This window comes from Bacillus sp. TH25, assembly GCF_016650935.1.
Lineage (GTDB): Bacteria > Bacillota > Bacilli > Bacillales > Bacillaceae_G > Bacillus_A > Bacillus_A mycoides.
The window spans coordinates 672,166-687,769 of record NZ_JAEKEU010000037.1 but is presented as its reverse complement, the minus strand read 5'-3'; the positions used below and the strand labels follow the sequence as shown (position 1 = coordinate 687,769).

At 32.1% G+C, this 15,604-nt stretch carries 11 protein-coding genes; all 11 read right to left on the bottom strand.

Annotated features, from left to right (window positions below):
* On the bottom strand, positions 1-753 hold the full coding sequence (locus tag JFT89_RS22465; RefSeq protein ID WP_201040611.1) for a DUF6063 family protein: 753 nt from the start codon (positions 751-753) through the stop codon (positions 1-3).
* Entirely contained in the window at positions 725-1,285 is a 561-nt protein-coding gene (locus JFT89_RS30390; RefSeq protein WP_242488422.1) for a hypothetical protein, read from the bottom strand. Before JFT89_RS30390 ends, JFT89_RS22465 begins: the two co-directional genes overlap by 29 nt.
* Positions 1,282-2,331, bottom strand: coding sequence for a hypothetical protein (locus tag JFT89_RS22460; protein ID WP_242488421.1), 1,050 nt, complete (start codon positions 2,329-2,331; stop codon positions 1,282-1,284). Before JFT89_RS22460 ends, JFT89_RS30390 begins: the two co-directional genes overlap by 4 nt.
* Before the next feature lie 8 nt (positions 2,332-2,339).
* Positions 2,340-3,416 carry a Wadjet anti-phage system protein JetD domain-containing protein gene (locus JFT89_RS22455; RefSeq protein WP_201040609.1) on the bottom strand — a complete coding sequence of 359 codons (1,077 nt, stop codon included), beginning with the start codon at positions 3,414-3,416 and terminating at the stop codon, positions 2,340-2,342.
* A gap of 524 nt (positions 3,417-3,940) precedes the next feature.
* Entirely contained in the window at positions 3,941-4,639 is a 699-nt protein-coding gene (locus JFT89_RS22450; protein WP_201040608.1) for a hypothetical protein, read from the bottom strand.
* 148 nt (positions 4,640-4,787) lie between these two features.
* Positions 4,788-5,531 (bottom strand): MerR family transcriptional regulator, encoded by a 744-nt coding sequence (locus tag JFT89_RS22445; protein ID WP_201040607.1) that lies wholly within the window; start codon positions 5,529-5,531, stop codon positions 4,788-4,790.
* An 8-nt stretch (positions 5,532-5,539) separates the two neighbouring features.
* Complete coding sequence (locus JFT89_RS22440; RefSeq protein WP_201040606.1) at positions 5,540-5,791, bottom strand: hypothetical protein; 252 nt, start codon at positions 5,789-5,791, stop codon at positions 5,540-5,542.
* 3 nt (positions 5,792-5,794) lie between these two features.
* On the bottom strand, positions 5,795-6,133 hold the full coding sequence (locus tag JFT89_RS22435) for a magnetosome magnetite crystal formation protein family (protein WP_201040605.1): 339 nt from the start codon (positions 6,131-6,133) through the stop codon (positions 5,795-5,797).
* Between the two features lie 622 nt (positions 6,134-6,755).
* Positions 6,756-11,840: a DNA phosphorothioation-dependent restriction protein DptH gene (gene dptH / locus JFT89_RS22430; protein ID WP_201040604.1), complete on the bottom strand. Its 5,085-nt coding sequence runs from the start codon at positions 11,838-11,840 to the stop codon at positions 6,756-6,758.
* Entirely contained in the window at positions 11,821-13,209 is a 1,389-nt protein-coding gene (dptG, locus tag JFT89_RS22425; protein WP_201040603.1) for a DNA phosphorothioation-dependent restriction protein DptG, read from the bottom strand. The genes dptH and dptG overlap by 20 nt, the downstream gene beginning before the upstream one ends.
* Before the next feature lie 3 nt (positions 13,210-13,212).
* Positions 13,213-15,579, bottom strand: coding sequence for a DNA phosphorothioation-dependent restriction protein DptF (gene dptF, locus JFT89_RS22420; protein ID WP_201040602.1), 2,367 nt, complete (start codon positions 15,577-15,579; stop codon positions 13,213-13,215).
* Positions 15,580-15,604 lie beyond the last annotated feature (25 nt).

The window sequence follows — 15,604 nt, the reverse complement described above, 5'->3', positions numbered from 1 at the left end:
TCATTCCTCCTCTTCTCCCACGGTTCCTTCTTTTGTTACCAGCAATAGATCATGAATTTTGCTCTTGTTCTCGACATTGTGATAATAATGACTAATAATATTTTTCATTTTGTTGGTAACAGAAATATTAGTATGTTCTCTTATTCTGATAAGCTTTTCTTTTTCTAAGAATTTCAATGTTTTCTCGATATACATCCGTCGATTATCTTTTGTTCGAATATGGCTTGTAGCACCTTCTTTAAAATCGGGCATTCTGCCCCAAACTTCTACAATCCCAGCCACGTCCACATTATATTCATCACTTAACTCTTCTAACTTCTCTTCGCCCAGTCGTTCATATTGCTCGATGTATCCATTCATTTTATCCAATAGTTCTTCCATTGGGAGATACATCCGGTCAGCAGACTCCGTATCATATGGTTGCTCTAACTCTGCTATTAAGATGAACAAAATAAAGTAAAATAGATGAATTTCTTTATTGTCCTTAAAGCCTAATTCTTTCTTTAAATCCTCATTCGTATAAGACATAGTTTCATTCTCGACCTCCGGCACCATTTGAATAACGCCATCTTGTTCATCTAAGAAGATCATGACTTTCCCTGTAGGTTCAATTACTTTTCGAATAAAATCTTGCACGACTCTTTCTTCATACCACTGAAAATATTCATCTTCTTTGCTTGTAATAAACCCTTTTTTACTAAGGGCCACATACAAGGCAAACCCTTTACTTACGATTTCTTCTGTCCACTCCATAAAAGTCACCTCTTGTAATTAACATATCCTTGTATTTCATAGTTCCGATATAGTGAAATCTACCTGTTTCTAATAAACTAAAGGATTCTATCTCTTGTAATGTTGAAAATTCACTTGATAGTCTTATTAACATTCTATTAATCTTTTTATCATCCGGGAGGTTTTTCCACACATCTGAAGTCACTTTTTCAAAACGATTGTATTCGGACTGATGTAGTTCTGCAATCAACCCCAACAGTGGATCTGGATTGTATAAAATATCCTCATAAAGACGTTCATCTTGAGTTTCAATCATTTGGAAAATATCACTTAATAGATACTCGTCCTTCTCAACCAAGTGTTTCAATAAAGCAGTTATATATCGATATTCTTTGTTTTCGGTTTCTTCTTTTTTCCTAGCTTCTTCTTCCTCTTGCAACCTCATTTTTTCTTCATCTACTTCAACAATTTCTTCTTCTTTTAGTTGTTTTTTCTTATATCTCTTTTGAGGAACTAATGCAAGTAGCGGATTAAACGTTTTATGATGCCTCAAAGGTAGAAATGGTTTAGAAATGGTTTAGAAATAGTATTTAATACTTCTTCTGTAGCAGGGGTTTCTATTAGTTCCCTTAATATTTCTTGTTCAAAATCTAAATGAACTGAAAATGCTTGAATAATGGAAGATTCAAGTGATTCGCTCATAATATTTTGTGTTTTTTGTTTTTCAGTAAATAAGGATTCATGTACACTAATTGCTTGAAGTAATTTCCCTTCAATTTCTTGAATTATATGGATTCCTTCTTGTTCTTTTTCTGTTAGGCTACCCTCATAGAATTCATCAATTTTTTCTTCTACCAATTTTTTTAAATCATCAAATTGTTCGTGTTCTGACTTTAAAGTTTCATCGATTCTTTTTATCATGACTTCAAGTTCAGATCGTTGAGAAACACCAAGAGCATCTTTGATAATAGTATTTTGTAATTTTTTTATTTTCTTTTTTTCATCTTCTATCAAAGTATGCATTTCGTGAACTCTCCTTAAAGCATCGGTGAAAAGTCCCTTTTCAAATTGTCGTTTGAAGAATAATTGAGAAATGGTGATTTGAAGTTCTCCAAATACTTCTTTAGTTTTGAATAGCAGCTCCAATCCCGTTGAAGTTAGTGTAAACTCGTCTAGGCTATCTTCTGTATCACTAAAAACATTCGTTCCTTCTCCATATTCAATTAGATGAAAATAATAAGTTTTGTCTTCTCTTTTATTGAAATCATAATACGTAAATGAGTGAGCTTTCCCTCTGTTTCGAAGATTTTTAGAAACCAACCAATCTTCGAGCTCGTCTGCTTCTGCCTTGGTAAAACCTTTGTTCCAATATCGTTGGACCACTTCTAAAATGACATATTGTAATTCTTCTTTTGTCGTGTTTTTATTAAATGCTAGTTTGTTTTCGAGCATATAAAGAAGTATATAGAGAGCAACCGTAGGGATAGGCAATTCTTTAAACTTCACTGGTTGTTCTAATCGCAGGATGGGTGAAAACATCGCTATATGCTTCATCCGCTCATTAAAACCTTCTAGCATAGATTCAATGTTCGTGTTCAAAAAGAACCCTACCTCCTTTCCCCTAATTTACGGAGAATCGCTAAATTCAATCCTTCTTGCGGGATGTATATTTGAACATTCCGAATAATTTCAGTATATTTTTTGAGTTCATCAATATAATTATCTTCAAAAAAAGATAAAAATAATTTTAATGAATCGTCAATAATAGTTTGTTTCAATTTTCTTTCGATGGTTCTCGTTGAAGGCTCATGACCATAACGATTTAAAAGTTCTATATAAAAAGGAATAAATGGTTTTACTCTGCTATCTATTTTGATTAATTCGGAACAAATATGAATCCCTCTTGCATCTAAATCCCCAAAATAATAGACTTCATAATCTTCTAGCTTGTATTCCTCTAAAAAATAGAAGCTTCGTTGTATTTTATCCCCTTCTCCGTATATCACCATATCAAAGGTAATTCCACTCCATGTATCAATGCCATCCATCATTAACTCTTTTACCGAATCAAAGGTATCCCTATTTTCAATAATTAAAATGGTTTTTGGCTTTTTAGAGGGATCTGACTGGTACTCTACAAAAGGTTCATAAGTTCTTCGACAGTTTAAATCCGATAGAGTGAGTCCTAAATTAGCTAAAAACTTTATTCCTTCTTTATCTAAAAGAAACTTTTCATTTCTAAATAGTTCAAAGGAACGTTCATTTGCTTTTAATATATTCTTTTTGATATCACTGTTGTTTGTAAGAAAAACATGAACTCGATCTATATAAAACTTCCATTTTTCAAATTCTGCTTCATCATAAAAAGCAGTCATATTGAAGAATGGATAATCGGTCATTAACTTTTTAATGTGAGTGGGATTCGTTCTTCTTTCTTGTTTTACTAATCTATATTCATTAAATACAGGTGGGGTCTGATGATTATGCCCTCTTGCTTTTACTGGTTGAATCTTCTCTTCTTCTACCATTTTCTTCAACGTAGAAGAAAATCTAAAATATCCACCATCGTCATCATATTCTTGTTTGAGTAATGTTTTAAGATGATGTTCAATATCTATCGTTTTCACAAGGGTCTTTCTAGATTTATTCATATAATCTATGATAAATGTTTCCCATTTTCTCATTCAAACACCTCCATCAGCTTTTCATAATCATAATACCATTGCATACAATAGTAATCAATGGTATTAATTTAAAATTCTAAATATTTTACAAAAAAGCATTTACTATTAAGCTTATTTAGCTTCACAATTAATAGTATCCAGTAGATATAGTCACAATATCTTGGTACAAACCTTTTCTTTAAACTCACAGAAAACTAGTTAAAAGCTGGTCAAGATTCTGATCAATAAATTTCACTCTTATAAATCATAACATTTAAATAAATTAATATAAAGTACCTTATAAACCCTTGATATTCCCGAAGTGTAAAATATATTTGATATAGTTGAACCATTTGGTGTTTCAATTCCGTTGTAAAGGTTCTTCTTTCTCTTTTATTTTTCGTCATAGTAGCTTCTCATCAATTATATTAGTTGTCGTCTACCTGACCTTAATTTTTTGAGATAAAAAACCTCACCACAAGTTGACGAGGTTTTCCATACAAAATATTAATTGTTATGCATCAAAGAAATTAATCACAAATTACTTATACTATGCAATCCTCAAAACTACACCTTAAACTTTTACTGTATTCTGGAATATCTAAGACTATATTTAGATCTTCCGCACCTAAATATTTCAGATTCAAATAAACTGAATATAATTCTGCATCCGATTCTGTATCGGTAAAAATTACATGTAAATCAAAAATTGAATAATCTCGTTTAATTTTTACAATAGCATCCATGGCTTTCGCAATATCAACACTTGTTTCAGACGCAAAAAGATATTCGTCATCACAAGTTATTACAAATACACCTGGTAAGTTAGAGTGTTCATCAATAAACTTAAAAATATCCCCATTTAAAACGAACAACTCAAATTTTGAAGAGGATTGAACATGCTTTTGTAAAGGTAATAAACTGATTCTTAAATTATTAGGATCAATTTTTGCATAATCATCAACCAAATCATTGGCATAATCCAAAAAACTTTCGATATCAAATTTTTCTTCCTTTGAATCTGCTTCCCTAAGTTTCCAAGTAAACGTCTCTGAGGGCAATCTAATTCCACATTGTAAAAGAATATCATCATACTTCGCAGTAACAGTATGAATAAGATTAGCAAAATATAAAACTTTAACAGTATGTAACTCATTTATGCCTAAAGAACGACATAGTTTACTACAGTATCTTGAATAAAAATCAGGATTATCTTTAAAATTCTCATACCAGTAATTACTCATTTGTCTACCTCCGTTCTTCATAATTAATAAAAATATTTTGATGTAAAGATTTTTAATTGTAAATAAATTATTTATTACTCTTTCTCACTCACAAAAATATATAAGAATTGAGAATAGGCTCAACTTATATATGGGAAAAGCAGTTTAACTAGTTGTTAAACTGCTGCATTACTTCTTTTATATAGTTTTCTTCTTCGATTGTGAAAGGAGTTGGGAATTCGGATAGTGGGAGGTTTGATTTTTGGATTATATCCTCTATATCACTTTGAGGTATTTCAAGATAGTTCGTTACCTCTTCTATTAAATTGAAAAATTCCTTCAAGACAACTTGAACGTCATGATGACCCGGATCCTTCTCCTCTTTCTTAAATCTTTTCAAATTCCCTATCACATCCATAAAACGTCGATCAAACTTTTCTTTTAATTCCTTATTATTATAAAAAGCTTGAACACTATCCTTCGAAAAATGTTCCTCTAACCATTCTTTATTTTCTTTTTCCCATATAAAAGTTTGTAGAAAGGAAGAAAACAAAGCGATATCCACTCGTTCTGCCTTTTGAAACTTCTTCGTCATCTCATCCATATGCGAAAGTACCTTCGTAATTCTTTCTTGCTCTGCCAAAAGCATCTCTCTTTGAAAATTTATTTGTCTTAAAAATTCTTCAGTCTCAATATCACGCTGCAATATAATATTTTGAATTTCCCCAAGCGAAAAACCGAGGTGCTTAAACGATTGAATTTGCTGCAGCACATACAAATCATCTTTCGTATATAACCGATGCCCGCCCTCAGTATAATCGCTCGGCTTTAATAAATTAATCTTGTCATAATAACGAAGCGTCCGCACCGTAACATCCCCAACATTTGCAAACTCACTAATCATCCACGCCATATCTTCACCTACTCCGATAACTTATCTTTCACATACTGAAGCATATGAGAAAGACTCATCCCACTCTGCCTACAATATTGAAACAAACCTACAACGAGTAACAAAAAAGGGACATTCCCTCTATAACGATTTTCATACTCGCTAATACCATCATAAAAGTACTCATACTTTCGTCTTCGTAAAACGATATAAATCGCAATAAACAACACTGCAATCATAATAAAAATTCGCTTTCCCCTTATCTCCACTTCTTTTTTCATCACCTATTCTCCTTCCACTACATACTTATCTTCTTTAAATAACGGAATTCGAATGAAATAACGATATGGCTCGTCGCGTATTACTTTCCACGCAACAATGATCACTTGAACGACCTCTAAGGCAAATACAATCCAAAACAAAACATCACTAATACGCGAACTAATATTAAATAAAAGAAAGATTAACAAATGAAAGTTGAACGCCTTTCGGCAATGATATTTGTACACCTCATTTTTACGTGCCAGCGTGATGTACATGAGTAGTGGTGAAAAGATTCCTATTGCGGCTGATAGTAGTAGCATGATGATGGTGTTTCTTTTTTCTTTTGTCGTGGTTTTCATGGTTGGTTTTATCCCCCTTTTAATTTGTCTTCTTTAGGTTAGGGGGTGACGTTGGGGGAGGTGCAAGGGATAAACTATAATTCGTTATAAAAAATAGACACAATGAAATTTTGCACATACTCCATTGCATCTATTTAGCTCATAAACAAACTGACTATCTATTAAAAAACATTTGAAATAAATACTGCAGCCAAAATAACATACATGTAATAAATATCCCAAACACTACGTTTTCATTAAACTTCTTAAAAATAGCATTCCATTTAACTACAATATATTGATTCACAACACACCAATAAAAGAGAAACAAGATTGAGATACCAGTCAAAGGAATCATAAAATTCACCCCTCTTCCCCCTTTCATTTTTATGATTCACCTATTATATCTCCGCTAAATTAAAAGATCAACCGTATACAGGCTCTTTAAATACTAAGAATTTATCTAGTCACGAATTCCCTTCACCTTGCGCTCTATGAAAATCACTTAAAAATTTTAAAAGCCTTGGCAAGGAGGACCTCCTATTATTTCTAGCTTTCAACATGATTAACAATACAAAAACCACCCCAAACAAATATACTGTCCAAGGTGGTTTTCAAAAACTTTCATATCACTATAAAATTACTACTTCAATCTATCCTGCAACGCACTAATATTAATAATTACAGGACTACCCGACTTCAACGTACCATCTTTTTGTAATATTGGTCCCGAAGTGATACATTGACCTTTCTTCAATGTTGCAAGTCGTTTTTCCCACTCTTTTCGTACAGCTGAATCTTGAGCAAGATTTGATGCAATGGCACTAATTTCATTTTCTGGTGGCATGAAATATACTTTTTGACTTGAATTTTGTAGTCGTGAAATTTCATCCGTTGTAAATTGGCCTTTTAATGATTGTGTTGCATACCAACCGGACCAGCCAAACTTCCTTCCTTCAGTTAAAATTTTGGCACTTGGTGATTTCTCTCTATGATCAAGATTTTGCGCTTCATCTAATATAACTGGGAAGGGTTTATTTTTATCTCCATGATGTAATTGATAGTTCCAAATATCCCACAAGATAAACTCTGTAATCATGAGCTGGACATCTCTATTAAAGCCCGTTAATTGTACAATAAATACTTTACCTTTTTGGTTTAATATTTCTCCCCAATCATATACAGCACTATGATTAAATGGATTTTTATCAATGAATGGCTTAATTTGTGACCTTGCTGTTTTAGCTGGACCCGAAGTATCTTCTTCTAATTCTGCTAATAAATAATTTAAATTCATATTCTCATCATATTTACCTAAACCACGCATTACTGCTTCATAGATAGCGTTTTGCTGCTGAATACCTAAATCTTTATATACAGCTGAAAATACACTTTTAATTCTTTCAGCAACATCTGTATTATCTTCATCGATATAAATTCCTTCATCCAACTCTTTTTGATTCCGTTTAAATGGATTTACTGGGAATTTATCTTTTGCTACTAGAAATTGTTCAATATTATCTTGAAGTTTCTCTTTAAATTCCGGTTCTAACTTAGAATTCTTGAATCCATCTGTATAGTCAAATATCATACTAGAAATTCCATTTTGCGCCAGTTCAAGAAGCAGACATTGAATGAAATAACTCTTACCTTGCCCTGATTTACCCGAGATTAAAATATGTCTATTTGCTAACTCTGGGTTTCCGAATTCCCAATATATTTCTTGAGTCGATCCCTCTACCGTTCCTAGTAGAACGCGGATGTCTTTTAATCCCTTTGTTTCCTTTTCTTCTACCGTCCCTTGAAAATGAGATACAGTTGGAACGACTTTATTGCTAGAATCTTTTAACTCTTGATTGGAGTCATGATTCTTATTCAATAATCTATCTGGATTAATATCAGTTCCACCAGAATGAATTTTTGTTTTGAGTGCCTCAATTTCTTCGACTACTCCTTCATATCCATCCTCTTCGGTTAATTCCACTAATAAAATATCTTCTTCGATTTTAATGGATCTCCATGCTTGTTCTTTTTTGAATGATAAAATCGCACCTTTCCCAATTTTACTATCCAAATCTCCACTCATTTCATAATCATCATTTAATAATTTTTTCTTTAGTTCTTCAATTTTCTCATAAGATTTTTCTGGCCAAATGTTATTTGCAATAAATTTCTCTGCATTCGCTAGCAATAACTGTACAAAGAAGTTTCGGAAAAACTTATGTTTAAATACATGTAAACCATCTTCACTTACTTTAGAAAGTTGCGTATCAAACAATTGCTTAGTAGCATTAATCTGCTCCTTCGCTTTTGCAATAGCACTGTCTTGATTTAAACCAATTTTTACTTCCACTGGATAATAATGCACTGATAATTTATCATCTTGCATTTCTACTCCGATTAACAGTAAATCGTCACTATGTGCACCTTTTCCGCCTAGATTTTTCGCAGAAAATACCCCTTCACTTTTCGTTAACTTTACTGCTCCAGCAACACGTAATATTTCTTCTAATGAGATAGGAACCCATAAAATATTCTCATGATCTAGCGCACTTAATATATATTTCACAGCCGAAATAATACTTAACTTTTCTCTTGAGAATTGTCCCTTACTTCCTATAATTCGTAGCAACCACTCACCATTTAAACTATTGAAAGCTCTAATAGCTGTATTGATTTTTTCAGGTGTCGATACAATTTCTTTTTCTGCCAAATACTGTTCAATAACTGTTCGATACTGTCTTGCTTTATCCGTTACTGTAATTGCATCATACTGGCTTGATGAAGAATATTGATCACTATAATGGATGACCAATAAATTACGTGATGACTCTTGGAAGAAATCTAAACCTACATTAGGCTCAATAAATGTTACCCAATAAGAAGACTCATATAAATGTTCTAGAACTTGTTCATCATAAGTAGATGTTCTCGTAACAATTGTTTCATTCTTACGGTAAGGGTTTGTACCATCGTTATTTAAATTACTCCCTAATTCGTTCATTCTTCTAACAGTTTGAATTAGCAAATGCTCATTATTCAATACATTTTTCAGCCCGAAGCCCGTACGATAATCTACTTCTGTACTAATAGATGATAGAGATGATAACATTCCATTTAAAGATAATCCTGTTTCAATATCTTCCATTGTACTTTTCGCATGCTTCTCATTTGAAATCATTTTATAGAATGAAATATGAGCGTAACCATATTCTTTCGTACCTATAAGTTTATAGTAGAAAACATTTTCTCGAATCAGCCTTAATACGTCTACGGCATCAAGATTCTTTGATGCTAACGATAATTCAAAAAACTCCTCGAATTTTTGAACATCATCATAAATAGAAAACTTTTCAAAGGCACTTAATATACTATTCTCATGATATAAAGCAACCTCTACTGGTATAATTTTTGATGGTCCTTTTTTATCTATCTGCTTCTTAATAAAATGCACTAACCCTCTTACAACTTCTTTATCATTATTTATATTAATAACATTGATTCGTATCGGAGATTTAGATTCTTGTAAAAATAAGTATTGGAAATGCTCCACAAATTGTTGAAGCTTTTCTTCAACTACATTAGCTAAAAATGCATTAGATTCTCCAATCGCAACCTTATGAAGCGGTTCATAAACGATCCATTCAGGCGCTTCATTTTGAGAAACTGGACGATACAATTCATCATTCTGTCCATATATATATGGCAATAGATTATTAGGATGCAGACGATTTAAAATATGCATTTCAACTACTTCATTTTTAATTTCATCATTAATACTTAACTGGTAGGCAACATTAAGAGGATGCAACGGTGTTAGTATAACTCTTTGTTCCTCTTCAATAGCCCCCAATTTAAACAGGTTCTTTTCTTCTTCTTTGAGCATTACATTTTCTTGTATATGAGCAACGCTTTCGTTAAAAGCTTTCAAGTATCTTATAGATAGCTCTCTTAATTGATCATCCACAAAACAAAGACTAGGAACCGTATTATTAAATTTATAGTAATTTAATAATTCTTGGTACGCATCTCTCAATGATGGATTAATTGCTAATTCAACCTTATTTAGACCTGATACTCCTCTTACTGCAAACGCAATTTCATTTTCAATCCATACTCTCTCGTCTTGCAAATAATTTCGAAATCCTTCTCGTGCTGAAAATTCCCTTGCACCCTGTTTTAATTTATTTGTATCAAGGTTATATTCGAAACTTTCTTGATGTTCTCTTTTTAATTTCCATACCCTTTCTCCTGATACTGGAACAGTCTTTGCAACTTGCTCTCTAATAAGAATAGGGATTAAAGTTGTTTCAATTTGAACAGAAAAGGATAAGCTATCATCATTCCATGCAGGGGAAGATTCAGAGACTTCAAAACTTCCTCCTTGCCAATTTATAATCTGTGCATCTTCTTCAATAAATAATTCTTCTGGTTCACTAGAAATATCCCCAAAAACAATACATTCTTCGGCTTTATTCATAACTATATTTTTCTTATTCATATTCACTTCATAAATTGTTTGGAGAGATTGTAAAAACGAGGCTTCACATTCTACAACAGCAATATGAAACTCATATTTCGACTTAGATTGCATTTTATGTGTATATACAACTTTATGGAATGAAGTCACATTTTGCTTATGCACTAAACTAACAGTTAGCTTTTTCCCAGATACTCCACAAAAACCTTGTGAATTTTTATGAATGTATTCCTTCTTTAACTTTTCTTCAAATTCAAAGTTTAGGTTGATATTTTCTATCTGTGTAGGATTAAAAACAATAATATGACGTTTACGTCTCCCAGCCTTTGTCTCAGCTTGTGCTTTTTCCCAATATAGCAAACCTTCTTTTGAATATTTCTTTGCTGATTCAATATATTCTAAAGGGTGATCTATTTCAGTCATTTTGTCGTAAGAATCTTTAATAAGAACATAATCCGCTTGCTGCCAATCTTCCTTCTTTAGACGAGACACACCTTTTTCATCGAATAATTTTTCTAATTGACTCTCTAAATGCTCATACTCGTGCATATGTTGTACTTTCTCAAAAAATGAAGCATTTTCTTCTAGCCTTTTTTTCATTTGAGCTGAAGTAAATTGATTTAAATTTTCATCATAAAAAATACCTAGATTAGAATAATCTTCTCTCGCAATCTCTTGTTTTGATAAAAATCCAAGAATTTCTTCATAATCCCAAAGAGATGGTCGCACAATTGTATCATCTAATTTTTTACGTAAATAAAATGAAAGTACTTCCTTCTCCTCTTTATTTAGAGAAGAAGTTTCAATCTCTTCTTTTAATGTTTTCAAAATTGATTTCACATTAAATGGCATACCTTCTTTTTGCAAATCACTGCTACCTCCCTTAATACTGTCCAGTGTCTCATGACATATACTAAGTAAAGCTGTTTTCTCCCAAACATCCTTTTGTTCACCGACTTCATTACGAAGTGTTACTAAAAAGTCAGGAGTAACATTTGCCGATGTAGTCGCAACAACTACTTTCATTTCCTCTGAAACCTTAATAGCAATCGTTTCGTATGGAGTTCCTTGCTTATGCTGGTAATAAAACGCCTGCGATAAATCTTGTTCTTTTAATGTGTCATAAAATGCTTGCACTTGTTCATGATTATCAAATTGAAGGTAAAATCGCTCTCCACCTCTAAGATTTTCCGCTTCTAAATAATTTATTAGTTTATCTGAAAGATAATTATAAAATTGGTTTAACATACTGTGCATCACCGCTATCACTTTTTTTGTCTATTAAATTCAGCTTATCAAATAACTGTACAATTTCTTCTTTTGAGTACCGATCAAAGAATAAGCCTCTAGCCTCTAAATCTATGAATACTTGCTTCAAAGGTTTTCTTTCCTTTTTTAAACTCAATGCTGTTAGTAGCAACAACATATCTTGACTAATATTAAGCATATAACCAAGTGAACCTCGAGTTTTTAAGAAATATTTTTTTCCAACCTCTTCTATTGATAAAGAGTATCTATGTCGAGGTCCTTGCATCGTATCTTTTTCATAGGCTTCTTCTATACTACGGAATAAGGATTGTACAAGCGTATCATATTCTAATTCTAAATTTCCTTCATAAGCCCCAAGACCTAAATGTCCTCTATATTCCATAACCCAATCACAAAGCATCTCTAAAAATACTTTTTTATCCTCATCTGATAATCGCTGATATGTTTCCTTTAATTCAGGATAGCCACCTGCTTTTTCTGCTCCCATTAGGAAATTTAAATGTTCTAAGCAATTAATATGTAGTAGTAAATGTCTACCTGTATCTTTAATCATTTGATAACCATGAGTATAACCTTTTCTATTCTTACTCGTAGACTCCCAGTCAAGTGTAAAATAAACTTCATTGTTCTCACTAAAGTTCGCTTTCCCAACTTGTGAAAGCTTTAAAGTCAATTGAGTAATATATAAAAAGTAATAATAACTAAGAAACAAGTGATAATGAGTTCTAAAATAATCTTTATGTTCCACCAAAAATTGAAAATCTTCTTTGAATAGCTTCGAGATAAATGGAATTTGATTAATATAAGGACGGCGTTCTTTTTCGTCGCTCTCCAAATGATTTAATTGTTTTAACACAAGACGTGACATTAAATCTGTTGAATCGCTTTTTCCAAAAATCTCTTCTACTGTTTCTTTTTCACCTAATAAGACGTCTAAAAGGAATCTAGCAATATCTTGTTCTCCTTTTTTATCAGCCTTATCACTTAATGGTAAATATTGAAACAAATGCAAATGAAAAATTTTAATTGTATTATCACTATCCTGCAGAAAGGTACGTAGTATTTGTTCAAATTGCGACTTATCTTGCTTTGATACATCAACAGATTTACTAATCTCTCCAATAAGTTCTTCTAGGTTAACTTCCATTTTTAACTTATTTCCGCTGACTAGACGCGTAAACTCTCCTAATACTCCCTGAAACCCTTTTGCGAATTTTGCCCGCTCTGTTCCTCGGGTAGAGAAAGGTAACAGAGGAGCTTTTTTATTTATTGTATGTTTTAATCCTAATTTTTCTGGTTTAATACTCAGCGAGCTTTTTAAATCCTCTAAATTCTCTCTTACAATCATTTTTTAATCCCTTCTAAACGTAAATTCTTCAAAATCTTCATCGTATGTTAGTTTAAACATTCCATTTTCATTAGATTGAACAAACAATAATTCTTTTTCTCTATTTCCTAATTTCATTATCTTATCCACAAATTCAACGAACTGAATACAATCTTCTTTATCCTTTTTATTCGGACGATAACCTTTTGAAAGTTTAACCGTCATTGCATATAACGGATAATCAATTTCTAAATATACAGGAGCTACTTTATCTTCATTAGAAAAAGCAAGTAATATATTTAATTTAAATCGATTTAAAACCTCTGGTTCTATCCCTTTCAAATGTCCTACAAATGGCTTGATTTTAAGAGACTGTGCCACCTGAGTAGTATCATTTGAATAGTCCATAAATACATAATCTGATTTCGGACGTCCGTTCCACAAGAATATCGATTCTCTCGCTAAATTATACATCTCTCTTAAATCAGATCGATTCCCCTTATTAAAAGCATATAAATATTCCATATATTTTTTATAATTTTCATCCGCGAACATTTCATTCAAAACAGGAGATAAAAAGAATGACATACGTATTAATGTTTTATTAAATACCTGTCTAGATGAATCACTTAACTCAAAGAAAGGTCCCATCTCTTCTAGCCCTTCTATCCATCCATCAAGTCCATTTAAAACTAAATGCTTTTGGAAAGTATTCTTCATATTTACTGAATTGTTTAGCTCAATTAGCATTTGGTCTACACTATTTGATCGAAGATGAATAGGATCCATTTTAGAAATAACTGCTAGTAAATTTGATTTCTCTTGACCATCAAATAATAAATTCGGCAATAAAGCTTCGGTTTTTTCCATCATACCTGCCCCAAGAAAATCTTCATTCCCATGAGAGGGGACCAAAATATCATAAATAAAATTAAGCATGGAGCGTGTCGAAATAATCATCTTATGCTTAACTATTGCTTCAACTAAAATGCTTAAAACACCATCTCGTATTTGTTGCTGTTGCAATAACTCATAATTCACCATAAAGAATCCATTTATACCACGTTGCTTATCCTTTAAATAAGCTTGATAGAATGGATTGTTTTCTGACTCAACCACAATTCGCTTTAAAATTGATGAAAAGTAATCTGATTTTGGCCCTTCACTAGTTAATTCAAAAGGTTGATAATCACTAAAGCTAATTAAGTGAAAATTACCGCTTTGTTGATTAGTAGCAACTTCATTTGCCTCAAATATTCCAGATTCCTCAATAAATTTTGTTAAAATTCGGTAGTTCTCTTTTGCATAATCTGATTCAATAAAGTTATGCAGAACTCCTAGGTTAATAGCTAAAATTAGCTTGAATCTAGAACCATCAATCTCATTATCACTATATGGCTTTAATACTTCCGCTAATGTATCAAGGGAACTCTTTTGTGGATCAAAACTTTCCGTAGCATCATTATGCACCGAAAACTCTTCCATCAATTCAGGATATTTATTTTTCACATACGATAATAAATGTGATTTCCCATCTCCAACGCTACCACACAAGAAAATTAATTGACTTGTATTTTTCCCAGCTGCTGCTGTTAGAGCAGACATCATATCTTTCTGTATCGTTCTTTCTACATGTAAATAATCCTTAAACGAACTAAATTCATTAGGATTTTCGATAGCCTCTTGAGATGATTCTTTCAGCTTCGAGAGTTCTGCTAGTAAATAACTCTCTCCTTCTCCTAAAATAAAATCATCATACACAAAATTGTTATCTGCTTCTTCTTCATTATCCACAGACTGTTTATCTTCGATTTCTAACCCTACCGCAATCTCAGCGTTATTTATTTCTGTTAATTCCTCAGTTTGATTTGATGTATTTTGTTTACTTGCAATCTCAATTAGCATTTTTAACTTTTCTTCTAAACTAGCAGATATCTTTTCTTCTAATTTCTCCACAATATGCACACTACTCTTCGGCTGTGGGTGTTTGTATTTCGGGGCAACAAACTCATAACTCCCGTATACCTCCATAAACCACACTGCAATTTGGAATAGATTTTTATGCATTTTAAAAGCACTCTCTACCCCACTTTCAATATGTTCATGTGCCGCTTTATTTCCTAAATAGCGAACAGTATCAAATGAACGTGAAATTTCCTTTGATAAAATATCTTCTCTTTCTAATTTTTGAATACGCTCTACTTGCTTTAAATATTGTACGTCATACAGTTCATGCTCTTCCGCAATGCGTTTTGATAATAGCTCCGCAAATATTCTTCCCTTAATTAAAACCGATTGGGGATCTTGATAAAAAATATTTTCAATATCCCTACCCATCTCCGCTAACTCCGGGAATATCTCTTGTAGAAAATCAAATGTATATTTCTCCAATGATGTAACACCTCTTAATATAAAA

Bases quoted from the DNA above. Each gene is read 5' to 3' on its own strand.
- JFT89_RS22465 (WP_201040611.1), bottom strand. From the start codon at position 753: ATGGAGTGGACAGAAGAAATCGTAAGTAAAGGGTTTGCCTTGTATGTG.
- JFT89_RS22455 (WP_201040609.1), bottom strand. From the start codon at position 3,416: ATGAGAAAATGGGAAACATTTATCATAGATTATATGAATAAATCTAGA.
- JFT89_RS22450 (WP_201040608.1), bottom strand. From the start codon at position 4,639: ATGAGTAATTACTGGTATGAGAATTTTAAAGATAATCCTGATTTTTAT.
- JFT89_RS22445 (WP_201040607.1), bottom strand. From the start codon at position 5,531: ATGGCGTGGATGATTAGTGAGTTTGCAAATGTTGGGGATGTTACGGTG.
- JFT89_RS22440 (WP_201040606.1), bottom strand. From the start codon at position 5,791: ATGAAAAAAGAAGTGGAGATAAGGGGAAAGCGAATTTTTATTATGATT.
- JFT89_RS22435 (WP_201040605.1), bottom strand. From the start codon at position 6,133: ATGAAAACCACGACAAAAGAAAAAAGAAACACCATCATCATGCTACTA.
- dptH (WP_201040604.1), bottom strand. From the start codon at position 11,840: ATGTTAAACCAATTTTATAATTATCTTTCAGATAAACTAATAAATTAT.
- dptG (WP_201040603.1), bottom strand. From the start codon at position 13,209: ATGATTGTAAGAGAGAATTTAGAGGATTTAAAAAGCTCGCTGAGTATT.